Origin of the sequence: Streptomyces sp. NPDC046939, assembly GCF_040644575.1 — a bacterium.
Taxonomy (GTDB): Bacteria; Actinomycetota; Actinomycetes; order Streptomycetales; family Streptomycetaceae; genus Streptomyces.
This window is the reverse complement of sequence record NZ_JBEYWV010000009.1, coordinates 109,171-131,871: the sequence shown is the minus strand read 5'-3', so window position 1 is coordinate 131,871 and position 22,701 is coordinate 109,171. Positions and strand designations below refer to the sequence as shown.

The following is a 22,701-nucleotide window of genomic DNA, read 5'->3' as shown; positions in this document are numbered from 1 at the left end:
GGAATTCGGTGAACGTGCTGGACATCCTGCTGCTCGCGGCCGCCGTCTGGTTCGCCATCGTGGGCTACCGGCAGGGCTTCGTCGTCGGCATCCTGTCGGTGATCGGCTTCCTCGGCGGTGGCCTCGTGGCGGTCTACGCGCTGCCCGCCGTCTGGGGCGCCGCGACCAGTGACGCCCAGGTGACGACCACCGCGGCCGTCGTGGCCGTGGTCGTCGTGATCGTCTGTGCCTCCATCGGCCAGGCGTTTACCACGCACCTGGGCAACAAGCTGCGCCGCTACATCACCTGGTCCCCGGCGCGGGCGCTCGACGCGACGGGTGGCGCCCTCGTCAACGTGGCGGCGATGCTCCTGGTCGCCTGGCTGATAGGTTCCGCGCTCGCCGGCACCGCCCTGCCCACCCTCGGTACGGAGGTCCGCAGCTCGAAGGTGCTGCTCGGGGTCGCGCGGGTGCTGCCCGCGCAGGCGGACACCTGGTTCGCCGACTTCTCCTCCACGCTCGCGCAGAACGGGTTCCCGCAGGTCTTCAGCCCGTTCGCCAACGAGCCGATCGCCGAGGTCCAGCCGCCCGACCCCGCGCTCGCCCGCAGCGCAGCCGCGCGCACCGCCAAGCGTTCGATCGTCAAGGTCGTGGGGCAGGCGCCCAGTTGCGGCAAGGTCGTCGAGGGCACCGGCTTCGTCTTCTCCGACCGCCGCGTGATGACCAACGCGCACGTGGTCGGCGGCGTCGAGGAGCCCACCGTGCAGATCGGCGGCGAGGGCGTCAAGTACGACGCGAAGGTCGTCCTCTACGACTGGAAGCGCGACATCGCGGTCCTGGACGTGCCGCAGCTCAAGGCGCCCCCGCTGCGCTTCACGGCGACGGACGCGCAGCGCGGCGGCGGCGCGATCGTCGCGGGCTTCCCGGAGAACGGCGCGTACGACGTGCGCCCCGCGCGCGTGCGCGGCCGCATCACCGCCGACGGCCCGGACATCTACCACCGGGGCAAGGTGCAGCGCGACGTGTACTCGCTGTACGCGACGGTCCGTCAGGGCAACTCCGGCGGACCGCTGCTGACCCCGGACGGCCAGGTGTACGGCGTGGTCTTCGCCAAGTCCCTGGACAACGCGGAGACGGGCTACGCGCTGACCGGCGACGAGATCCGCAGCGACATCGACCGGGGCCGCACGGCGGTCCAGCAGGTCGACACGGACGCCTGCGCGCTCTGAGGCACCCCGGAGGCACCCCGGGGAGCTTCGCGGAGTGGGAAAAGGTGTCAGCCGCGCCCGCTGTGGCGCAGCCGGGCCGACACCCACCGGGCCCGGCGCCGCAGGATGCGCGAGATGCCCAGATGGGGATCGTGCACCGCGTGTCCTTGCGGCGCGCCCCTCTGGGGAGAGCCCAGCGTCATCGCTGGGCGGCGATTGCGTGCTGCGTCACTGTAGTCGTGCGTCCAGCCCATACCCCGACGTCTGCCCGGGCCCCATGGTCGGTAACCACCCCCACGGCCCCCAAATTGGCCTATGCGGCAGGCAATTGGCTGTTCGTAGGACACGTGTTCCCGTCCGGACGCCGGACGCTCACCCCCGGCTCACCGATCCGGCTCGGGATCCTTCAGCCAGCTCACCAGTTCCTTGGAGAACGCGGCCGGGTCCTCCTCGTGCGGGAAGTGGCCGAGACCGTCGAACAGGCGCCAGCGGTAGGGCGCCTCGACGTACTCGCCGGAGCCCGCGGCGCTGCGCGTGCGCATGACCGGGTCGAGCGAGCCGTGCAGATGCAGCGTCGGCACGCGGACGGGCCGCTTCATGCGCCGGTTGAACTGGATGCCGTCCGGCCGGGCCAGGGAGCGCACCATCCACCGGTACGGCTCGATCGAGCAGTGCGCCGTCGAGGGGATGCACATGGCGCGCCGGTACGTCTCGACGGTCTCGTCGTCGGGCTGGCGCGGCCCGGACCAGTCCCGGACGAGCCGGCCGACCAGGGCCGCGTCGTCCGCCACGAGCTGACGCTCCGGCAGCCAGGGCCGCTGGAAGCCCCAGACGTACGATCCGGCGGTGGTCTGCTTGAGGTCCGAGAGCATCGCCGAGCGCCAGCGGCGTGGATGCGGCATCGAGGACACCGCGAGCCGCCGCACCAGCTTCGGCCGCATCACGGCCGCCGTCCACGCGAGGTAGCCGCCGAGGTCGTGGCCGACGAGCGCCGCGTCCGGCTCGCCGAGCGAGCGCACCACTCCGGTGATGTCGAGGGCGAGGTTGGCCGGGTCGTAGCCGCGCGGCGTGCGGTCGCTGCCGCCCACGCCCCGCAGGTCCATCGCGACGGCCCGGAACCCCGCCTCGGCGAGCGCCACGAGCTGGTGCCGCCACGTCCACCAGAACTGCGGGAAGCCGTGCAGCAGCAGCACCAGCGGCCCGTCGCCCGTCTCCGCGATGTGGAAGCGCGCGCCGTTGGCCGCGACGTCCCGGTGGATCACCTCTTTGGCACCGGGTACGTCGAGCCGTACGACAGAGGAAGGCGGTTGGGCCGAAGGAGTGGCGGGGTCCGTCATGAAGACGAGCGTGCCACAGCCTCGATGGCCTCGGGGACACGGTCTCCGGCCGTCACCGGGCGGGGGTGCGGCTTGGCGTTCTGCAGGACGCCGGCGGTCTCCTTGACGGAGGCGGCGACCTTCTGCGGCCCCTTGCCCTTCTTGGCCTTCTTGGCGAAGGCCACGCCGATCAGGCCGACCAGACCGGCGACGAGCAGGCTGGCGGCGAAGGAGAGCAGGAAGCACCAGGCGAGGTTCCAGCCGCCGTTGCCGTTGTGCCCGCCGGTCCAGGCGTTGATGCCGTAGGCGAGGGCGAAGCTCAGCATCGGCAGTGAGAAGAGCGCGATCGTCAGCGCCGCCGTGAAGGCGCCGCCGCTCACCGCTCCCTTCTTCACGTCCTGCTTGAGCTGGACCTTCGCAAGGGCGATCTCGTCGTGCACCAGTGCGGACATCTCGGCCGTCGCCGAGGCGAACAACTGGCCGATGCTGCGCTCGGCGCCGACCGCGCCGACCGTGCTGCCGTCGGGTGCGCTCATCGCGTTCTCCCTGTTCTCCTGGAGGAGCCTGTGGCTCTGTCGGTTGTGCGGACTTGCTGTCAGATCATGCCGGACGCTCGCCCTCGCCGCCTTCCCCGCCCGTCGCTTCGGCAAGCCGCCGGTGTTCCGCCGCCTTCTTCTCGTGCAGCGCGGCCATCCGCAGGTGGTACGCCGGGTCGCCCTCCTCGTAGATGTCGGGGACCCCGTCGAGGTCCTCGTCGCGCTCCTCCGCCTCCCACAGGGCGCGGTACTTGGCGTTGCGGACGCGCAGGAGTACGCCGCTGAGCACGGCCGCGATCAACGAGCCGATGAGCACGGCGGCCTTGACCTCGTCGGTGAGCACGGGGTCGGAGGTGAAGGCCAGTTCGCCGATGAGGAGCGAGACGGTGAAGCCGATGCCGGCGAGCGCGGAGATCGCGAAGAGGTCCGGCCAGGTCAGCTCATCGGAGAGCGAGGCCCTGGTGAACCGGGCAGTCAGCCACGTACCGCCGAAGACGCCGAGGGTCTTGCCGACGACGAGACCGAGGACGACGCCGAGCGTCTCGGGCCGTGCGAAGACATCGCCGAGCGCGCCGCCCGACACCGCGACGCCCGCGCTGAACAGGGCGAACAGCGGAACCGCGAGGCCGGTGGAGAGCGGGCGCACGAGGTGTTCGATGTGCTCGCCGGGGGAGCGTTCCTCGCCGTCGCGGCGCGTGCAGTGCAGCATCAGGCCCATGGCGACGCCCGCGACGGTCGCGTGGACGCCGCTGTTGTACATCAGGCCCCAGATGGCGAGCGCGAGCGGCACGTACACGTACCAGCCGCGTACGCCCGTCCGCAGGAGCACCCAGAACAGGACGAGGCCGGCGAAGGCGCCCGCGAGCGCGGCGAAGTTCAGATCACTGGTGAAGAAGATCGCGATGATCAGGATGGCAAGCAGGTCGTCGACGACGGCGAGGGTGAGCAGGAAGGCGCGCAGGGCGCCCGGCAACGATGTGCCGATGACGGCGAGGACGGCGAGCGCGAACGCGATGTCGGTCGCGGTCGGTACGGCCCAGCCGTCCGTGGAGCCACCGCCGAGGACGTTGACCAGGGTGTAGACGAGCGCGGGCGCCGCCATGCCGCAGACGGCGGCGACGACCGGGAGCGCGGCGGCCCGGGGATCGCGCAGATCGCCCGCGACGAGCTCGCGCTTGAGTTCGATGCCCGCGACGAAAAAGAAGATCGCGAGGAGACCGTCGGCGGCCCAGTGTTCGAGGGAGAGGTGCAGGCCGAGCGTGCCGGGACCGAGGTGCAGGTCGCGCACGGTCTCGTAGCTGTGGGCGAGGCCGGGGACGTTCGCCCAGACGAGGGCCGCGACGGCGGCGACGAGCAGCAGGATCCCGCCCACCGTCTCGGCGCGCAGGGCGTCGGCCAGGAAGTTCCGCTCGGGCAGGGACAGATGTCCGAATGCTGTGCGGTCGCTTTTGCGGGGGGCGCTCACGCGGGGAACCTCCGGTCGGGTACGGCTCATTGCTCTGCCGACCAGACTTCCCGGCGCACCCTGTGAATTCCTGACGCGTTCTTGACGCGTCGTTCACCCTACCGGGTGCACGGGCAGCATGGCGGGTGATCATTGCCGTACGCATCCTCACCTTACGCACAAAGCGGGCATCCGGCGCGTTCGCCGAATGCCCGCTTTGTGTGGTGCGGTGCCGGATCAGTCCTCGCTGGGTGCCGCCGGCAGCTTGTCCTGGATCAGGGCCATGACGGAGGAGTCGGCGAGCGTGGTGACGTCACCCACCGCCCGGTTCTCCGCCACGTCGCGCAGGAGGCGGCGCATGATCTTGCCGGAGCGCGTCTTGGGCAGCTCGGCGACCGGCAGGACCCGCTTGGGCTTGGCGATCGGGCCGAGCGTGGCGCCCACGTGGTTGCGCAGGTCGGCGACGAGCTTCTCGTCCTCCGCGTCGGCGCTGCCGCGCAGGATGACGAAGGCGACGATCGCCTGGCCGGTCGTGGCGTCGGCGGCGCCGACGACGGCGGCCTCCGCGACGGCCGGGTGCGAGACGAGCGCCGACTCCACCTCGGTGGTCGAGATGTTGTGGCCGGAGACGAGCATGACGTCGTCGACGCGGCCGAGCAGCCAGACGTCACCGTCCTCGTCCTTCTTCGCGCCGTCACCGGCGAAGTACCGGCCCTCGAAGCGGGACCAGTAGGTGTCGATGAACCGCTGGTCGTCGCCCCAGATGGTGCGGAGCATCGACGGCCACGGCTCGGTCAGGACCAGGTAGCCACCGCCGCCGTTCTCCACCTCGTTCGCCTCGTCGTCGACGACGGTCGCGGAGATGCCCGGCAGCGCGCGCTGGGCGGAGCCCGGCTTGGTCTCGGTGACGCCGGGCAGCGGCGAGATCATGATCGCGCCGGTCTCGGTCTGCCACCAGGTGTCCACGATCGGGCACTTGTCACGGCCGATGTTCTTGCGGTACCAGACCCATGCCTCGGGGTTGATCGGCTCGCCCACGGAGCCCAGCACGCGCAGGCTGGACAGGTCGAACTTCGCGGGGATGTCGTCGCCCCACTTCATGAACGTACGGATCGCGGTCGGCGCCGTGTAGAGGATCGTGACGCCGTACTTCTGCACGATCTCCCAGAAGCGGCCCTGGTGCGGGGTGTCTGGGGTGCCCTCGTAGATGACCTGCGTCGCGCCGTTGGAGAGCGGGCCGTACGTGATGTACGAGTGTCCGGTGACCCAGCCGATGTCGGCCGTGCACCAGTAGACGTCGGTCTCCGGCTTGAGGTCGAAGACCGCGTGGTGGGTGTAGCTCGCCTGCGTCAGATAGCCGCCGGAGGTGTGCAGGATGCCCTTCGGCTTGCCCGTCGTGCCGGACGTGTACAGGATGAACAGCGGCTGCTCGGCGTCGAACGCCTGCGGCGTGTGTTCGGCGGACTGGCGGCCGACGACCTCGTGCCACCACTGGTCGCGCCCCTCGGTCCAGGCGACGTCCTGCTTCGTGCGCTGCACGACGAGGACCGTGCTGACGCCCTCGACACGGGTCAGCGCCTCGTCCACGGCCGGCTTGAGCGCGGAGGGCTTGCCGCGGCGGTAGCCGCCGTCGGAGGTGATGACGACCTTGGCGTCCGCGTCCTCGATGCGCTTGGCGATGGCGTCGGCGGAGAAGCCGCCGAAGACCACCGAGTGCGCGGCGCCGATGCGCGCGCACGCCAGCATCGAGATGACCGCCTCGGGGATCATCGGCAGGTAGACGGCGACGCGGTCGCCCTGCTGGACGCCCAGCTGCGTCAGCGCGTTGGCCACCCGGCTGACCTCGTCCTTCAGCTCGGCGTAGGTGATGGCCCGGCTGTCGCCCGGCTCGCCCTCGAAGTGGATCGCGACCCGGTCGCCGTGCCCGGCCTCGACGTGCCGGTCGACGCAGTTGTACGCGACATTGAGCTTGCCGTCCTTGAACCACTTCGCGAACGGCGGGTTCGACCAGTCCAGCGTCTCGGTCGGCTCGGTGTCCCAGCTCAGCCGGCGGGCCTGCTCGGCCCAGAACCCGAGCCGGTCAGCCTTGGCCTGCTCGTACGCCTCCGCCGTCACATTGGCGTGCGCCGCCAGCTCGGCGGGCGGCGCAAAACGACGCTCCTCTTTCAAGAGGTTGGCCAGGCTTTCGTTGCTCACGACATCTCCCTTACGGTGCTTCGCCGGGCGACCGTTGTGTCCCAAACCACAGCTCATCAGACGCCGACCCCCGGTGACAAGGGGGGTCGGCGAATTGGTTTAGACCTGTAGACGGCCCTGGTGGACGAGTGGACGGTTCCCGGCCGCGGCGGCCGGGAACCGTCACGCTCTCACCCGTTGCACGCGAAAGGGTGCCCGCGGGTTCAGGCCCGCGTGGCGGGCGTGTCTCTCATCCCGTCGGCGGACGCGGCGGCGACCTGTCCGAAGACAGGGTCGGCCCCTTCCAGCAGATATGCCTGGGCCTCGCCGACATGGAAGTACATGCCGTGGAGCTGGAGCGTGCCCTGGTCGAGGGCGCGGGCCACCGACTCGTGCGCCCGCAGATGCTCCAACTGCTGGACGACATTGGTCAGGCAGAGCCGCTCCACCGCGTCGGCGGGCGCGCGCCCGGCGAGCCGCGCGTCCGGCACATCCCCGTCGGCCAGCCGCTCCAGGCTCGGCACCCCGTGCCGCAGCCACCGCCTGAGCGGCGTGAGCGCCCCGGCGCCGGACGGCGGGCTGCTCATCAGCGCCTGCATGGCCCCGCACCCGGAGTGCCCGCACACGGTGATCGACTGCACCTTCAGCACGTCGACCGCGTACTCGATGGCCGCCGCGACCGAGTCGTCCCCGCTCTCGGCGCCCGGCAGGGGCACCAGATTGCCCACGTTCCGTACGACGAAGAGGTCGCCGGGGCCGCTCGACGTGATCATCGAGGTGACGAGCCGTGAATCCGCGCAGGTCAGGAAGAGCTGCGTGGGCTCCTGCCCCTCTCGTGCGAGACGGGCCAGCTCGTCGCGGACCAGCGGCGCCGTGTTGCGCTGGAACGCGCTGATCCCGCTGGCCAGATGGTGCCCGCCGCGCGGCGCGACGCTCTCGGGCGCGGGGGCGCTCGGCCGGTCGCAGTGGTGGTTGCGCCACGGCGTCCATGGGCGGCAGCACGAGTGGCTCGCGCGCGCGGGCTCGGCGATCGGCATGCCGCCGCGCCCGGTCACCTCGACCGTCCCGCCCTGCCCGATGTGTGTCTTCTCCCAGTCCTGCAGCGACTCGTACGCGGCGTGGTCCATGAACGAGCCGTCCAGCTCCACCGCGCAGTGCACCCCGTGCGGGATCTGGTGCAGCACTCTGCTGAGTCTCGGCACGGCGAGGAACGTCAACTGGCCGCGTACGCGCACATGGTGGACGCCGCGCGTGTCCTCCTCGTGCGTGATGCGGGTCCGCGCGAGGCGGTGCAGCGCGACGGCGACGGCCACCGCGACCCCGAGCCCCACGCCTTCGAGCACGCCGAGGGCGACGACGCCGAGCGTGGTCACCACGTAGACCAGGACCTCACGGTGGCGGGTGACCGTGCGGATGTGCAGCAGGGAGACCATCTTGAGGCCGACCGCCATGACCAGGGCGGCGAGCGAGGCGAGCGGGATCAGCTCCAGGGCGGGCACGAGCAGCAGCGTCGCCGCCACCACCCAGACGCCGTGCAGCATCGTGGAGTTCCGGCTCACCGCCCCCGCGGCCACGTTCGCCGTCGAGCGCACCGCGACCCCCGCGACGGGCAGCCCGCCGAGCGTGCCGGAGACGATGTTCGCGGCGCCCTGCCCGAGCAGCTCCCGGTCCAGGTTCGAACGGCGTGCCCCGGGCGGCAGTTCGGGCCGCGCGGAGGCCAGCTTGTCGACGGCCACGGCGCCGAGCAGGGACTGCACGCTGCACACCAGGGTGGTCGTCAGGACGGCGGCGGCGATGCCGAGCACCGGCCCGTTCGGCACTCCGGCCAGCGCGTGGCTGCTCCACGACGGCAGGTCCACCTTGGGGAGCGCCAGGCCGCACAGCGCGGTGACCGCGGTGGCGGAGGAGACGGCGACGAGCGCCGCGGGCACCTTGCGCGTGATCCGGCCGATCCGGCCCGGGACGCGCGGCCAGCAGTAGAGGAGCGCGAGGGTGAGGGCGCTGACGCCGAACGCGGCCGGTCGCGCGTCGGCGAACTGTGCGGGCAGCGCCGCCACATTGGCGAGGACCGAGCTGGCGGGGGTGCCGCCGAGCACGATGTGCAGTTGGGCGACGGCGATGGTGATGCCGATCCCGGCGAGCATGCCGTGGACGACGGCGGGGCTGACGGCGAGCGCCGTGCGGGCCACCCGCAGGCAGCCGAGCCCGAGTTGGGCGATCCCGGCGAGGACGGTGATCGCGCAGGTGGTGCGCCAGCCGTAGCGCTGGATCAGCTCCGCGGTGACCACGGTGAGGCCCGCGGCCGGGCCGCTGACCTGGAGCTGGGCGCCGCCGACCAGACCGGCGACGAGTCCGCCGACCGCGGCGGCGACGAGCCCCGCTTCGAGGGGTGCTCCCGTCGCCAGGGCGATGCCCAGGGAGAGGGGGAGGGCGATCAGGAAGACCGCGACGGAGGCCGACAGATCGGCTCCCGCGATCCGGAAGCGGCGGTGCGGCGGTGGTGGGGGACTGTGCGCGTTCCGGGCGCCGGCCGAGGGCCTGGCCGTCCGGCCGGGGTCGCTGGGATCGCTGGGATCGCTGGGGCGGGTGGGGACGAAGGCTGTCATGTCCCGTCTCCTCGGCAGATAGCGGCGGGATGAAATGCAACACTCGGTAAACGGACAGTAATGCAGAGTAAAGATTATGGCTGGATTAACCGGGCAAATGGGCTACTTTTTCACCTGGAGGAGTGAATAAGAATATTGGTCGGCTTGTCGTACAAATCAGGGGCGAATTTCGTGCGACGTTGACGGCGGCCGCCCGCGCGCAGCGGGCGCGCGCATGCCCGTTGCGCATGCACCGTCTTGCAGGCCGACTCCAAGGAAGTAGGTGGGCGGAAGATGGCCGCCACCCGCAGGATCGCCCCCCACAGGATCACCACCCGGCGGATCTCCGCCCCGAGGATCACCGCGGCCGTCGCCGCGGCGGCGTGCGCCGCGACCCTCGCCGGGTGCGGACACGACGACACCGGCGCCGCGCGCGACCAAGGCGCCCCCGGTGCGAAAGAGGCCGTGCCCGCCGCTCCGCACCGCACGGTCCGGCTGATCGGCGACGGCTCGACCGCGTACACCGGCCGACAGCCGCACCTGCCGAAGGCCGAGCGTCTCAGACCGGGCCTCAGACCCCCGCAGTTCGTGGTGTTCTCCTGGGACGGCGCGGGCGAGGACAGCCAGAAGCTGTTCTCGCGCTTCCGCAAGGTCGCCCGGAAGAACAACGCGACCATGACGTACTTCCTCAGCGGCGTCTATCTGCTCCCGGGCGCCAAGAAGGAGCTGTACCACCCGCCGCAGCACGCGCCCGGCCGCTCCGACATCGGCTTCAACGACGCTGAGGGGATCCGCGACACCGTCGAGCAATTGCGCGGCGCCTGGCTCGAGGGCAACGAGATCGGCACCCACTTCAACGGCCACTTCTGCGGCAGCGACGGCGGCGTCGGACAGTGGTCGGTCGAGGACTGGAAGAGCGAGATCCGGCAGGCCAAGTCCTTCGTGCGCACCTGGCGGAGCAACACGGGCACGAAGAAGGCGGAGCCGCTGCCCTTCGACTACGACAAGGAACTCGTCGGCGCCCGCACACCCTGCCTCGAAGGGCAGAAGAACTTCATGCGCGCGGGCCGCGAGATGGGGTTCCGCTACGACACCAGCGGCGTCAACGACCAGGTGTGGCCCAAGAAGAAGCACGGCCTGTGGGACCTGTCCATGCAGCTCGTCCCGTTCCGCGGGCACTCCTACGAACAGCTCACCATGGACTACAACTTCATGGTCAACCAGTCGGGCACCACGAAGGGCGACCCGGCCATGCGCGCGTACTGGGGCGACCAGATGCGCGACAGCCTGGTGGCCGGCTTCGAACGTGCCTACAAGGGCAACCGCGCCCCGCTGATCATCGGCAACCACTTCGAGTCCTGGAACGGCGGCGTCTACATGCGCGCCGTCGAGCAGACGGTCGAGAAGGTCTGCGGCAAGCCCGAGGTCCGCTGCGTCTCCTTCCGGCAGCTCGCCGACTGGCTCGACGCCCAGGACCCCGCAACGCTCAAGAAGCTCACCCGCCTCGAAGTGGGCAAGGCGCCCAAGCGGGGCTGGGCGGCCTACCTCGCCGGCACCCCGGCCCCGGCGCCCAAGGGGGCGCCGGGCGCACCGTCCGGCAGGCCGTGAGACCCGTCAGACCGACGCGGTGACGGCGGGCGCGGCGGCGTTCTCCTGAAGTACGAAACCGGGGTCGATCTGCGCCACCAGGTCGGCCCCCGTCCGCTCGTTGCCCCAGCTCCGCGCGTTCTTCTCGTGGAAGTGCACCATCTGGCGCGTGTAGCGCTCCCAGTCCCGCCTCTCGTACGTGGCGTCGGCGGCGTCCTGGAGGGTGCGCAGGGCGGCCCTGGTGGGCTCCTCCAGGAGCTCGAAGCGCGGCGGAAGCCCCTTCTCCATGGCGCGCACCCAGTCCGACTGCCCGACGGTGACGAGCAGGTCGTCGCCCACCTCGGAGCGCAGGAAGTCGAGGTCCGCGTCGTCGTCCCCGCGCACCTTGTTGCCGATGACCTTCAGGGCGATGCCGTAGTCCTGGGCGTACTGCTTGTACTGGCGGTAGACGGAGACCCCCTTCCGCGTCGGCTCGGCGACGAGGAACGTCATGTCGAAGCGGGTGAACATGCCCGAGGCGAACGAGTCGGAGCCGGCGGTCATGTCGACCACCACGTACTCACCGCGCCCGTCGACGAGGTGGTTCAGGCACAGCTCCACCGCTCCGGTCTTGGAGTGGTAGCAGGCGACACCGAGATCGGCCTCGGTGAAGGGGCCGGTGACCATCAAACGGACGGTGCCGCCGTCGAGTTCCACCGGCCGCGCGCAGGCGTCGTACACCGGGTTGTTCTCCCCGACGCGCAGCAGCCGCGAGCCCTGTCCCGGCGGCGTCGTCTTGATCATCGTCTCGGCGGAGGCGATGCGCGGGTTCGAGCCGCGCAGGTAGTCCTTGATGAGCGGCAGCCGCGCGCCCATGGCGGGCAGCTCGGCGGCCACGTCCTCGTCGAGCCCGAGTGCGGCGCCGAGGTGCTGGTTGATGTCGGCGTCGACGGCGACGACCGCGGACCCGGTGGTGGCGAGGTGGCGGACGAACAGCGAGGACAGCGTGGTCTTGCCACTGCCGCCCTTCCCTACGAAAGCGATCTTCATGTTCACCTAGCGTAGTGGCGTGAGTGCGAACAGTGCCGCACGCGCGTGAAGAAGACCACTCCTTCGTGGGGCGCGGGCCCGGGGCCCGTAGGGTCGTACTCATGAGTACGTCAGCCGATCCCCTGGCCGCCCTCGGCACCCTCCCCGGCGTCGGCGACACCGTGGACTCCGTACGCAAGGCCGTGGACCGGGTCTACGGGCACCGGGTCATGCGGCGTCGCAGCAACGAGGTCACCTCCGAGGCCGCACTGCGCGGCGCGCGCGGCAGCGCCGCCCTCTCCGGCGCCGACTGGGCGCTCGAGGAGGTGCGCAGGCGCACCGACTTCAGCGGCGCGGACGGCGACAGCGAGGCGCCCACGGTCGGCGCCGCCCTGCGGCTCACCGCCGAGGCCGGGCAGCTCCTGTCCATCTGGCGGCAGTCGCCGCTCCGGGTCCTCGCGCGGCTGCACCTGGTGGCCGCCGCCGACCGCGGGGACGCGGTCGGCCGCCCCCGCACGCCGGACGAGGCCGTCGACGAGCCGCTCATCGACCTTCCGCTGCCCGGCGCCGACGAGGTGGCGGGCCGTCTCGAAGGCCTCTCGCAACTGATCATCAGCGGCAGCTCGGCGCCCGCCCTGGTGAGCGCCGCCGTGGTGCACGGCGAACTGCTCGCCCTGCGCCCCTTCACGTCGCACAACGGCCTTGTCGCCCGCGCCGCCGAACGCATCGTCCTGGTCGGCAGCGGCCTCGACCCGAAGTCGATCTGCCCGGCGGAGGTCGGCCACGCGGAGCTGGGCCGCGCGGCGTACACGGCAGCGCTCGAAGGCTATGTGTCCGGCACGCCGGAGGGGATGGCGGCCTGGATCGCCCATTGCGGCAAGGCGATCGAGCTGGGCGTCAGGGAGTCCACGGCGGTCTGCGAGGCGCTGCAGCGGGGCGCGGCCTGACCGGACGGTCCGGGCGCGCGCAAGCGCTGCCGGGCGGCGTGAATTGCGCCTGAAAAGGGTTGCGGCGGTACGAATACTCGTACCGCCGCCGGCATGACGCGCCGGGTTACCAAGCGTCCTCGATATATGCCCATCAGGTCGGGACTTTGCCCGTCACCTGGTGCGGCTGGCCCGTAATCGACGGGTCGACGTCGCGTGGGTGCCCGGTGGTCATGCTTCGGTCCGTGGGGCCTTGATTGCGGTTGTAGGTGATCCTCTCGGATGTCCCTGGTCTCGCGGGCCGTTGAGTCCTTTGTACTCCTCCGGTAGGAGAAGCGGAAGCCCTGGCCGCACTTCTTTACTTATGGGGACGGAAAGGGGCATTCCCGGCACCTTCTCCCGGGCGCCCCACAGCCCTACCGGGAGGCGGTCAGAGCCCTGCGCCGACTGGCGTACCAGACGATGCCCGCCGTGGCCGCGGCGGCGCCCACCGCGGCCGCCGCGACCAGGGCGGGGCGCGACGGCGCGGAGAAGGCCGGCAGCCGCTGCTTGAGCCTGACCGGCTTGTGGAAATCGAGAATCGGCCACGCGCGCGTGAGCGCCTCCCGCCGCAGCGCCCGGTCGGGGTTGACCGCGTACGGATGCCCCACGGAGCTCAGCATCGGCACGTCCGTCGCCGAGTCGCTGTACGCGTAGCAGCGCGCGAGGTCGTACCCCTCGGTCCGGGCCAGTTCCTTGATCGCCTCGGCCTTCGTCGGCCCGTACGCGTAGTACTCCACCTCGCCCGTGAAGCAGCCGTCCTCGCCCACCACCATGCGCGTGGCCACCACCCGGTCCGCGCCGAGCAGCTCCCCGATCGGCTCGACGACCTCGGCGCCCGACGTGGAGACGATGACGACGTCGCGCCCGGCGGCGTGGTGCTCCTCGATGAGGGAGGCCGCCTCGTCGTAGATGATCGGGTCGATCAGGTCGTGCAGCGTCTCGGCGACGATCTCCTTCACCTGCTCCACGTTCCATCCCCGGCAGAGAGCCGAGAGGTACGCGCGCATCCGCTCCATCTGGTCGTGATCGGCGCCGCCGGCGAGGAAGACGAACTGCGCGTACGCGGTGCGCAGCACGGCCCTGCGGTTGATCAGTCCGCCTTGGTAGAACGACTTGCTGAAGGTGAGCGTGCTCGACTTAGCGATGACCGTCTTGTCCAGGTCAAAGAAGGCCGCTGTGCGCGGCATGGAGTGGTTCAAGGACTGGATTTCCACGAGTTTGAGCATAGGCGCCCACCATTCGGCGTAAGCTGTGGCGCGTGGGTTTGCTTGAGAAGGCTCTCGGGTACACCATGGAAGTCACGGATCGTTCGCGACCGTGCTAACCCCGGTCTGGCTCCTCCCCCCCCGAGTCAGACTGTGGGGACGACCCCCGCTCTCCCCCCCGGCGGGGGTCGTCGCATGTCCGGACCCGTTTTCGGGTCCATTTTTCTTGCCCGCGTCTCCCTGTCGGCACCGTGGCGCATGTGCGCTGGCCTGCGACGGCCCGATCACGGTGGGTGACTGACCGAGGGCGTGCGAGCTGTCCCCTGGGCCGCCCCACGGAAGTTCTTCCTCAACCGCACTGTGTCACTGGTATGGGTGACGGGGATATTCACAACCCTTCTCGCGTCCACAGTTATTGACCAAGATCCCCACGATTTCCGGGATCGATGCACGGTGATTCCGCACGCGGAGTTCGGCGTCGGTGTTCATGGCCGGTTCGTTATGGCCGAGCTGTGCCGGGGCGGCTGGTATTCGACGCCCCGGTTCCGGACTTCGCGGCCGCCGGTTCGGCCCGCCTTCCCGTATGCGTACGGCGGATGCGGGCGTCCACCGGCGCGTCGGACGGGTCGTACGGATGCGGATGTGCGGGGAGAAGGGGGCCGGATCGTGGCGGAAACCATGACGTGTGAGGTGCGGGGCGTACGGCGCGTCCCGTTGATCGTGACGGAGGACGTGGAACTCCTGGACGACCTGCTGCGGCTGTGCGCCGCGGCGGGCGTGCGGCCCGAGGTCGGACACGGGCCGCCCGCGGCCAGGGGCAGGTGGGAGGCGGCGCCCCTGGTCCTGGTCGGGGACGACGCCGCGGGACGGCTGCGCGGACTGGCGCGGCGGCGCGGTGTCGTGCTGGTGGGGCGCGATCAGGACGACCCCGGGGTGTGGCAGCGAGCCGTGGAGATCGGCGCCGACCATGTGCTGATGCTGCCCGACGGCGAGCAGTGGCTGATGGACCGGATCGCCGACGTCGTCGAAGGCGTGGGGCGGCCCGCGCTGACCGTCGGGGTGGTCAGCGGCCGGGGCGGGGCGGGCGCCTCGACCCTGGCGTGCGCGCTGGCGGTGGCGGCGGCGAAGGCGGGGCGGCGCACGCTCCTCATCGATGCGGATCCACTGGGCGGAGGGCTGGACGTCCTGCTCGGCGGAGAGGCGGTCGACGGCCTCCGCTGGCCGGCGTTCGCCCAGTCGAGGGGACGGGTCGGCAGCACCGCCCTGGAGGAGTCGCTGCCCCAGCTCCACGACCTGCGGCTGCTCAGTTGGGACCGCGGCGACCTCGCCTCGGTGCCGCCCGAGGCGGTACGGGCGGTGCTCGCGGCAGCTCGACGCAGGGGCGGAGCCGTCGTGGTGGACCTGCCGCGCCGGGTCGACGCCGGTTCGGTGGAGGCGCTGGCCCAGCTCGACCTGGGCCTCCTCGTGGTCCCACCGGAACTGCGGGCGGTCGCGGCGGCCCGACGGGTGGCGGGGGCGGTGGGGATGGTGCTGCGGGATCTGCGAGTGGTGACGGCACCGACACCCGGCCCGGGGGCGCTGGAGGGAGACGAGGTGGCCCGGTTGCTGGGGTTGCCGCTCGCGGGGGAACTGCCGTGGTCGGGCGATGGTGCCGGGGGCGTCGTGGGTGCCAAGGGGGCGAGGTCCGGGTGGGGCGGGCCGCTGGGGCGGTTCTGCGCGGAGTTCTGGGAGCGGATGCCGGTGGGGGTGGACGAAGGGGGGTGAGGAGGCGCGGGGGCGGGGGAGTTCGGGGTGGCTGGTGTGGTGCGGTGCGGTGCGCGGTGGGGTGAGGAAAAGGCGGTGGTGAGGGCGGAGTGGAGTGGGGTGAGGGGGAGGCGGTGGTGAGTGCGGTGGTGCAGATGTGGGTGCTGGTTACGCGGGGAGAAGGGCGGGACGGGGTGCGTGGGGTGTGTGAGGTGCGTGAGGTGCGTGGTGTGTGGTGCGGATCGGGAGTGGAGGGGTCGCGGTGAGTGCGGTGGTGGGGGCGCGGATGCTGGACGGTGTGCGCCAGTGGCTCGCGGAGAACGGGGTGGAGGCGACACCCGCGCGGGTCGCCGAGGCGCTGAGGGCACAGGGGCGGATCCTGGGCGACACCGAAGTGCTGGGCGCGGCCGGACAGTTGCGCTCGGAACTGGTGGGCGCCGGTCCACTGGAGCCGCTGCTCGCGGATCCGTCCGTGACGGACGTCCTGGTGTCGGCGCCGGACCAGGTCTGGGTCGATCGCGGCAGCGGCCTGGAACCGGCGAAGGTGCGGTTCGAGAGCTCCGCCGCCGTACGCAGGCTGGCTCAGCGGCTCGCAGCGGTGGCCGGGCGGCGCCTGGACGACGCGCGCCCCTGGGTGGACGCGCGGTTGCCGGACGGCACTCGCCTGCACGCGGTGCTGCCGCCGATCGCGGTGGGCTGCACCTGCCTGTCGCTGCGGGTCGTAAGGCCCCGCGCCTTCACCCTGGACGAGCTGATGGCGGCCGGGACCGTACCGCCGGGTGGCGACCGGGTGCTGCGGGCCCTGCTGGACGCGCGCCTCTCGTACCTGATCAGCGGCGGGACGGGCAGCGGCAAGACGACGCTGCTGAGCGCGCTCCTCGGACTGGTCGGGCCGGACGAGCGCATCGTGCTGGCTGAGGACTCGTCCGAGTTGCGGCCCGACCATCCCCACGTGGTGCGCCTTGAGGCACGGCCTGCCAACCAGGAGGGTGCCGGGGCCGTCGACCTCGCGGACCTCGTGCGCCAGGCGCTGCGGATGCGCCCGGACCGGCTGGTGGTCGGCGAGGTGCGCGGCGCGGAGGTGGTCTCGCTGCTCGCCGCGCTGAACACAGGCCACGAGGGAGGCGCCGGAACTGTCCATGCGAATGCGGCGGGCGATGTCCCGGCCCGTCTGGAGGCGTTGGGCACGGCGGCGGGCCTCGACCGGGCGGCGCTGCACAGCCAGTTGGCGGCCGCGGTGTCCGTGGTGCTGCACCTCGTACGGGACCGTGGCGGACGGCGCCGGATCGCCCAGGTCCGTGTGCTGGAGCGGGATGCGCGGGGGTGGGTGCGGGCGGTCCCGGCGCTGGAGTGGGGCGAGCGGGGGTTTGTGCCGGGAGAGGGGTGGGGGCGGCTGAGCGAGGTGCTGGGGGTGCGGGTGCTGTGACAGGTGAGGCACGAGGGGAGCGGGGATGCGGGGCGGAGTGGTGATGTCGGTCGGGGTGTTCGTTCTGGCGTGGTGGCGGTGTCGGGGGCGGTCATGGGGGTGTGGGCCGATGGGCCGTGGCGGAGTGCGGAGGTGCGGCGGGCCCGGGTGGTGCTGGGCGTCGGGGCGGGGGAGTTGCCGGTGCCGGGATGGCGGCGGGTGCTGGACGGGTGGTGGAGACGGGGCCGAGCCCGGCCCGAGTGGGGGTGTGCCGTCGCCGGGCTGGTGATCGGGTTCATGGGGGCCTCGGCGGTGCCGCTCGTGCTGGGGGTCTGCGCCGTGCCCGGTGTGGCGCGGGCGCGGCGGGCCCGGGAGGCCCGCCGCGAGAGGGAACGGCGCGGGGACGCGGTGATCCGGCTGTGCGCCCTGATGGCCGGAGAGGTGCGGGCCGGGAAGCAACCCGGGGAGGCGCTGGTCGTCGCCGTACGGGAGTCCGCGGCATTGCCTGAGGCCGGGGTCGGCGCGGCCGTGATCGCGGCAGCGCGGTTCGGCGGTGATGTGCCCGCTGCGTTGCGGGAGGCGGCGCGCGAGCCGGGCGCGGAGGGGTTGCACGGGCTCGCGGCGTGCTGGCGGGTGGCGGTGGACCGGGGCGCGGGCCTGGCGGCAGGGCTGGAACGTCTGGCGGACGCGTTACGAGCGGAGCGGGACCAACGGGCTGACCTGCGAGCCCAGTTGGCGGGCCCTTGGTCAACGGTCGTGATGCTCGCCGCGCTGCCGGTGCTCGGCTTGCTCCTCGGCGCGGCGTTGGGTGCCCGACCGTTGCGGGTGCTCCTGCATACGGGGGCCGGGGTGGGGTGCCTGGTGGTCGGCGGGGTGTTGGAGGCGGCTGGGATGTGGTGGGCGGCGCGGATCGTGCGGGGTGCGGAGGCGTGAGTGAGGAGAGGCTGGGAGGTGCTGGGCGATGGAAGTTGTCCACAGGCTGGGGGTAGTGCTGTGCGTTGTCGTGCTGATCGCGTGGCTGGTGGGTGAGGCGGCGGCGCGGCGGAGGGAGAGGGGGCTACGGCGCCGGGTCCGGATCGTGTGCGTGGTGGCCGAGGCGCGGTCCGGGCGGCGTTCGTTGGGCGTGCCGGTGGTGGTGCGGCGGTGGGTGCCGGTGGTCGGGGCGGTGAGCGCCGGATATGTGTGCGTCGGTGGTGTGGCGGGGGTGGTGGTCGGGGTGCTCGTGGGAGTGGGCGTTTGGCGGTGGCGGCGGGAGAGGGAGGCGTCGGCGGGTGCGGGTGCGGGTGTGGGGCCGGGTCCGGGGGTGAGTGTGGAGCCGGGTCCGGGTTCGGGCGCTGGTACGGGGGCTGGTGTGGCTGGCGGGATGAGTGTGCGCGGGCGCGCCGAGGCGGAGCGGCAGCTTCCTCTGCTGGCTGACCTCTTGGCGGCCTGTCTGGCGGCTGGTGCGGAGCCGATCGGTGCCGCGCGGGCCATCGGGGAGTCGGTGGGCGGCCCGGTGGGGCGGGCGATGGCGCGGGGTGCGGCACAAGTGCGGCTCGGCGGCGAACCCGGTGCGGCGTGGCGGGAGTTGGCCGGGATGTCGGGTGCCGGGACGTTGGTCCGGTTGCTGGAACGGGCCGGGGAGTCTGGGGCGCCGGCTGCGGAGCCGGTCGCACGGTTCGCCGCGGAGTGCAGAGCCGAACGAGGACGCAGGGCGACGGCCGTGGCGAGACGGGCCGCCGTGCTGATCACGGCGCCGGTGGGCTTGTGTTTCCTGCCCGCGTTCCTCGCGATCGGGGTCGTGCCGGTGGTGATCGGACTGGGAGAGGGGGTGCTGGGCGGTCGATGAAGCCCGTGCGGTCGTACGGGGCGGCACAGGCAGGTGAAGAGGGTTGCTAGCTACGGGGGTTGTGGTTGTGATGCGGAACAAGGCGAGTGCGGCGCGGATGGTGTTCGGACGGCTGCGAGCGGGAGCGCTGCGCAGGTATCGGGCAGTGCGGTCGGTGCGGCGGGATGCGGGCATGGTCAGCGCCGAGTACGCGGTGGGGCTGATCGCGGCGGTGGGGTTCGCGGGGCTGCTGTATCAGGTGGTGACGAGTGGTGCCGTGCGGTCGGCGTTGCAGTCCCTGGTGGCGAAGGCGCTCCATGGGTCGTTCTGAGACCCTGCGCGGGCTCCGGCGCGACCGGGGCATGGTGACGGCCGAGGCGGCTGTGGTGCTGCCGGTGCTGGTGACGTTCACGATGGGGCTGGTCTGGGCGCTGCTGGCGGCGTCGGCGCAGATCCGCTGCGTGGACGCGGCGCGGACCGGCGCCAGGGCGGTGGCCCGGCAGGAGCCCCGGGCCGCCGCGCTCGCCGCCGCGCATGAGGCGGCGCCGGACGGGGCGCGGGTCGAGGTGAGCCGGGAGGGGGACCTGGTCCGGGTGACGGTGCGGGTGCGCTCCGCGGGGCCTGGGCTGCTCGGCGTGGATCTCAGCGCGCAGGCCGTGGCGGCGGCGGAGGAGACGGTGGGGGGAGGGGTGACGTGAGGAGGAACCGGGGGAGCGGGATCGGACGGAGGCGCTCGGACCGTGGATCCGCGACGGTGTGGGTGGCCATGGCGCTCGCCGCGATCGGGGTTGTCTTCGGCGGAGTCCTGGCAATGGCTCACGCGATCGAGGCCCGGCACAAGGCGGGCGACGCGGCAGACCTGGCGGCCCTCGCGGCAGCGGCCCACTGGCCGGAGGGCCGTACGTCGGCGTGCGCGCTGGCGCGGAAGGTGGCGCGGGCCCAGGGCGCGGAAGTCGAACGGTGCGCGTTGCACGGGCAGATCTCCGACGTGACGGCGACATCGGGCAGAGCCCCGTTCAAGGCCCGCGTGAGCGCCCGAGCGGGCCCGGCGGGGCCGGGCGTGTGAGCACACCGGAAGGGGCCGGGCCGACAATGCCGCAAGCCCCCACCTCGCCCCGAGCCATGCATCCCCTCAGCCCCGACGAAGCCTTCGCCCGCCCCCGCCCCCTAAGCCCCCTCACCCCCCGACGAAGCCCCCACCCCGCCCCCCAACAAACCCCGCGCCCCCTCATCCCGCCCCGAAGCGGACGCGCCCCGCGCCCCGCTGAGCAGTACCGAGAGCAACCGCACCGCCCCCCGCTTGTGCAGCGGATCGTTGCCGTTGCCGCACTTGGGGGACTGGATGCAGGAGGGGCAGCCGGAGTCGCATTCGCAGGAGGCGATGGCCTCGCGGGTGGCGGTGAGCCAGCGTTCGGCCGTGTGGAAGGCGCGTTCGGCGAAGCCCGCGCCGCCGGGGTGGCCGTCGTAGACGAAGACCGTGGGAAGGAGCGTGTCGGGGTGGAGGGGGACGGAGACACCGCCGATGTCCCAGCGGTCGCAGGTGGCGAAGAGGGGGAGCATGCCGATGGAGGCGTGTTCGGCGGCGTGCAGGGCGCCGCCGAGGATCTCGGGGTTGATGCGGGCGGCGTCGAGCTGGTCCTCGGTGACCGTCCACCAGACGGCGCGGGTGCGCAGGGTGCGCGGAGGGAGGTCGAGCTTGGTCTCGCCGAGGACCTCGCCGGTGATGAGGCGGCGGCGGAGGTAGCCGACGACCTGGTTGGTGACCTCGACGGAGCCGTAGCAGAGCCGGCCGTCGCCCCAGGGGACCTCGACGTCCGTCTCCAGGATGGAGATGGCGGTGGTGTCGCGGGCGGTCGTGGAGTAGGTGGGGTTGCCCGGTTCGACGAGGGCGACGTCGTCGTCGAGGTCGAGGTGCTTGACCACGTACGTACGGCCCTGGTGGAGGTGGACGGCGCCGTCGTGGACGGTGGTGTGGGCGGAGGCCGCGTCGACCGTGCCGAGGAGCCGGCCGGTGGCGGCCTCGACGATCTGGACGGGGTTGCCGCCCGCGCCGCGGATGTCGGCGAGGTCGGCGGCGGACTCGCGGCGCGTCCAGTGCCAGGCCCTGACCCGGCGGCGCAGCAGTTTGGCGGCCTCCAGCTGTGGGAGGAGGTCGGTCGTCGCCGGGCCGAACAGTTCGAGGTCGGACTCGGTCAGCGGGAGTTCCGCCGCCGCCGCGCACAGGTGGGGGGCGAGGACGTAGGGGTTGTCGGGGTCCAGGACCGTCGACTCGACCGGCTGGTCGAAGAGGGCCTCGGGGTGGTGGACGAGGTAGGTGTCCAGCGGGTCGTCGCGGGCGACGAGGACGGCGAGCGCGCCTTGCCCGGAGCGGCCCGCGCGGCCTGCCTGCTGCCACAGGGAGGCGCGGGTGCCGGGGTAGCCGGAGATGAGGACGGCGTCGAGGCCGGAGACGTCGATGCCGAGTTCGAGGGCGGTGGTGGCGGCGAGGCCGAGGAGTTCACCGGAGTGCAGCGCGGCTTCGAGAGCGCGGCGCTCCTCGGAGAGGTAACCGCCCCGGTAGGCGGCGACACGCCGGGCCAGGGAGCGGTCGACCTCGGCGAGGCGTTCCTGCGCGATCACCGAGATCAGCTCGGCGCCGCGCCGGGACCGTACGAAGGCGACCGAGCGGACGCCCTGCACGGTCAGGTCGGTGAGGAGGTCCGCGGTCTCGGCGGTGGCGGTGCGCCGCACGGGGGCGCCCTTCTCGCCCTGCATCTCGGTGAGCGGCGGCTCCCAGAGGGCGAAGACGAGCTCGCCGCGCGGGGAGGCGTCGTCGGCGACCTCGACGACCGGCAGGCCCGTCAGGCGCCCCGCGGCGACGGCGGGCTCGGCGGCCGTGGCGGAGGCGAGGAGGAAGACGGGGGAGGAGCCGTAGCGGGCGCAGAGGCGGCGCAGACGTCGCAGCACCTGGGCGACGTGCGAGCCGAAGACGCCGCGATAGGTGTGGCACTCGTCGATGACGACGTACTTGAGCGCCTTCAGGAAGGAGGACCAGCGCGGGTGGGAGGGCAATATCCCGCGGTGCAGCATGTCGGGGTTGGTGAGGACGTAGTTGCCGTACTGGCGCACCCATTCGCGCTCTTCGAACGGGGTGTCGCCGTCGTAGACCGCGGGGCGGATCGCGGAGCCGAGCGGTTGTGAAAGTTCCTTCACAGAGCGGCACTGGTCCGCGGCGAGCGCCTTCGTCGGGGCGAGGTACAGGGCGGTCGCGCCACGCCCGTTCGGGGCCTCGGAACCGTCCAGCAAGGTCGACAGGACGGGGACGAGGTAGGCCAGGGACTTGCCCGACGCCGTACCGGTGGCGACGATCACCGACTCGCCGTCCAGGGCGTGCTCCGCCGCGCGTGCCTGGTGTGCCCACGGGTGTTCGATCCCCGCTGCCTGGACAGCGGCGATGACCTCGGAACGGATCCGGTCCGGCCAGACTGCATGACGACCCGGCCGAGGGGGCAAGTGCTCCGTATGAGTGATGCGCGCAGCCCTGTTCGGCCCCGAGGCGAGCCGCTCCAGAACCGCCCCGGGAGAGGGGCGCGAGGCAGCGGACGGCTGGGGAAGATCGGGTCGGTGTTTCTTGGCCATCGGCATCGAGTGTGTCACTGGCGTGACGGACAATGCTTCCAAGGCGTCGTGCACGCCTGCCGGTAAGTGATTGAATGCCATCGCGGCTGGCGAACCGTCCCGGGGGGTCAAGCCGAG

At 72.1% G+C, this 22,701-nt stretch carries 19 protein-coding genes; 10 read left to right on the top strand and 9 right to left on the bottom strand.

The features are described 5' to 3' along the window. Positions 1–8 precede the first annotated feature (8 nt). The gene (locus tag ABZ877_RS12610; protein ID WP_361068692.1) at positions 9–1,208 is read left to right on the top strand and encodes a MarP family serine protease; all 1,200 of its coding nucleotides are present in this window, start codon (positions 9–11) and stop codon (positions 1,206–1,208) included. A gap of 47 nt (positions 1,209–1,255) precedes the next feature. Here the strand turns inward: ABZ877_RS12610 and ABZ877_RS12605 are convergent, their stop codons facing one another. The 6 genes from ABZ877_RS12605 to ABZ877_RS12580 form a co-directional block, all read right to left on the bottom strand. Beyond that, positions 1,256–1,441 (bottom strand): hypothetical protein, encoded by a 186-nt coding sequence (locus ABZ877_RS12605; protein ID WP_361068689.1) that lies wholly within the window; start codon positions 1,439–1,441, stop codon positions 1,256–1,258. 129 nt (positions 1,442–1,570) lie between these two features. Beyond that, positions 1,571–2,524 carry an alpha/beta hydrolase gene (locus ABZ877_RS12600; protein ID WP_361068688.1) on the bottom strand — a complete coding sequence of 318 codons (954 nt, stop codon included), beginning with the start codon at positions 2,522–2,524 and terminating at the stop codon, positions 1,571–1,573. Further along, on the bottom strand, positions 2,521–3,039 hold the full coding sequence (locus ABZ877_RS12595; RefSeq protein ID WP_361068686.1) for a phage holin family protein: 519 nt from the start codon (positions 3,037–3,039) through the stop codon (positions 2,521–2,523). The genes ABZ877_RS12600 and ABZ877_RS12595 overlap by 4 nt, the downstream gene beginning before the upstream one ends. A 64-nt stretch (positions 3,040–3,103) precedes the next feature. Beyond that, positions 3,104–4,504: a Na+/H+ antiporter NhaA gene (gene nhaA / locus ABZ877_RS12590; protein ID WP_361068683.1), complete on the bottom strand. Its 1,401-nt coding sequence runs from the start codon at positions 4,502–4,504 to the stop codon at positions 3,104–3,106. Positions 4,505–4,720: 216 nt separating this feature from the next. Continuing rightward, positions 4,721–6,736, bottom strand: coding sequence for an acetate--CoA ligase (acs, locus tag ABZ877_RS12585; protein ID WP_361068680.1), 2,016 nt, complete (start codon positions 6,734–6,736; stop codon positions 4,721–4,723). A 146-nt stretch (positions 6,737–6,882) separates the two neighbouring features. Further along, positions 6,883–9,264 carry a SulP family inorganic anion transporter gene (locus tag ABZ877_RS12580; protein WP_361068678.1) on the bottom strand — a complete coding sequence of 794 codons (2,382 nt, stop codon included), beginning with the start codon at positions 9,262–9,264 and terminating at the stop codon, positions 6,883–6,885. Between the two features lie 273 nt (positions 9,265–9,537). Here ABZ877_RS12580 and ABZ877_RS12575 point away from each other — a divergent pair, with 273 nt between their 5' ends. Then, positions 9,538–10,851, top strand: a complete 1,314-nt coding sequence (locus ABZ877_RS12575; protein ID WP_361068675.1) for a hypothetical protein — start codon at positions 9,538–9,540, stop codon at positions 10,849–10,851. 6 nt (positions 10,852–10,857) lie between these two features. Here ABZ877_RS12575 and ABZ877_RS12570 read toward each other — a convergent pair whose 3' ends face one another. Beyond that, entirely contained in the window at positions 10,858–11,859 is a 1,002-nt protein-coding gene (locus tag ABZ877_RS12570; RefSeq protein ID WP_361068672.1) for an ATP-binding protein, read from the bottom strand. A 101-nt stretch (positions 11,860–11,960) separates the two neighbouring features. Between ABZ877_RS12570 and ABZ877_RS12565 the strand changes: the two genes are divergently transcribed. Then, positions 11,961–12,785: an oxidoreductase gene (locus ABZ877_RS12565; RefSeq protein WP_361068671.1), complete on the top strand. Its 825-nt coding sequence runs from the start codon at positions 11,961–11,963 to the stop codon at positions 12,783–12,785. A gap of 395 nt (positions 12,786–13,180) precedes the next feature. Here the strand turns inward: ABZ877_RS12565 and ABZ877_RS12560 are convergent, their stop codons facing one another. Next, positions 13,181–14,032, bottom strand: coding sequence for an HAD-IB family hydrolase (locus ABZ877_RS12560; protein WP_361068668.1), 852 nt, complete (start codon positions 14,030–14,032; stop codon positions 13,181–13,183). A 657-nt stretch (positions 14,033–14,689) separates the two neighbouring features. Between ABZ877_RS12560 and ssd the strand changes: the two genes are divergently transcribed. From ssd to ABZ877_RS12525, 7 genes are all read left to right on the top strand, one after another. After that, positions 14,690–15,775, top strand: coding sequence for a septum site-determining protein Ssd (ssd, locus tag ABZ877_RS12555; protein WP_361068934.1), 1,086 nt, complete (start codon positions 14,690–14,692; stop codon positions 15,773–15,775). Between the two features lie 265 nt (positions 15,776–16,040). Further along, the gene (locus tag ABZ877_RS12550) at positions 16,041–17,180 is read left to right on the top strand and encodes a TadA family conjugal transfer-associated ATPase (protein ID WP_361068931.1); all 1,140 of its coding nucleotides are present in this window, start codon (positions 16,041–16,043) and stop codon (positions 17,178–17,180) included. Between the two features lie 93 nt (positions 17,181–17,273). Further along, on the top strand, positions 17,274–18,092 hold the full coding sequence (locus ABZ877_RS12545; protein ID WP_361068929.1) for a type II secretion system F family protein: 819 nt from the start codon (positions 17,274–17,276) through the stop codon (positions 18,090–18,092). Between the two features lie 28 nt (positions 18,093–18,120). Beyond that, complete coding sequence (locus ABZ877_RS12540) at positions 18,121–18,987, top strand: type II secretion system F family protein (protein ID WP_361068666.1); 867 nt, start codon at positions 18,121–18,123, stop codon at positions 18,985–18,987. A 70-nt stretch (positions 18,988–19,057) separates the two neighbouring features. Beyond that, on the top strand, positions 19,058–19,297 hold the full coding sequence (locus ABZ877_RS12535; RefSeq protein WP_361068664.1) for a DUF4244 domain-containing protein: 240 nt from the start codon (positions 19,058–19,060) through the stop codon (positions 19,295–19,297). Beyond that, positions 19,284–19,664 carry a TadE family protein gene (locus ABZ877_RS12530; RefSeq protein ID WP_361068662.1) on the top strand — a complete coding sequence of 127 codons (381 nt, stop codon included), beginning with the start codon at positions 19,284–19,286 and terminating at the stop codon, positions 19,662–19,664. Before ABZ877_RS12535 ends, ABZ877_RS12530 begins: the two co-directional genes overlap by 14 nt. Next, positions 19,661–20,032: an Rv3654c family TadE-like protein gene (locus ABZ877_RS12525; protein WP_361068659.1), complete on the top strand. Its 372-nt coding sequence runs from the start codon at positions 19,661–19,663 to the stop codon at positions 20,030–20,032. The genes ABZ877_RS12530 and ABZ877_RS12525 overlap by 4 nt, the downstream gene beginning before the upstream one ends. 101 nt (positions 20,033–20,133) lie before the next feature. Here the strand turns inward: ABZ877_RS12525 and ABZ877_RS12520 are convergent, their stop codons facing one another. Further along, positions 20,134–22,665, bottom strand: a complete 2,532-nt coding sequence (locus ABZ877_RS12520; protein ID WP_361068656.1) for a DEAD/DEAH box helicase — start codon at positions 22,663–22,665, stop codon at positions 20,134–20,136. Positions 22,666–22,701 lie beyond the last annotated feature (36 nt).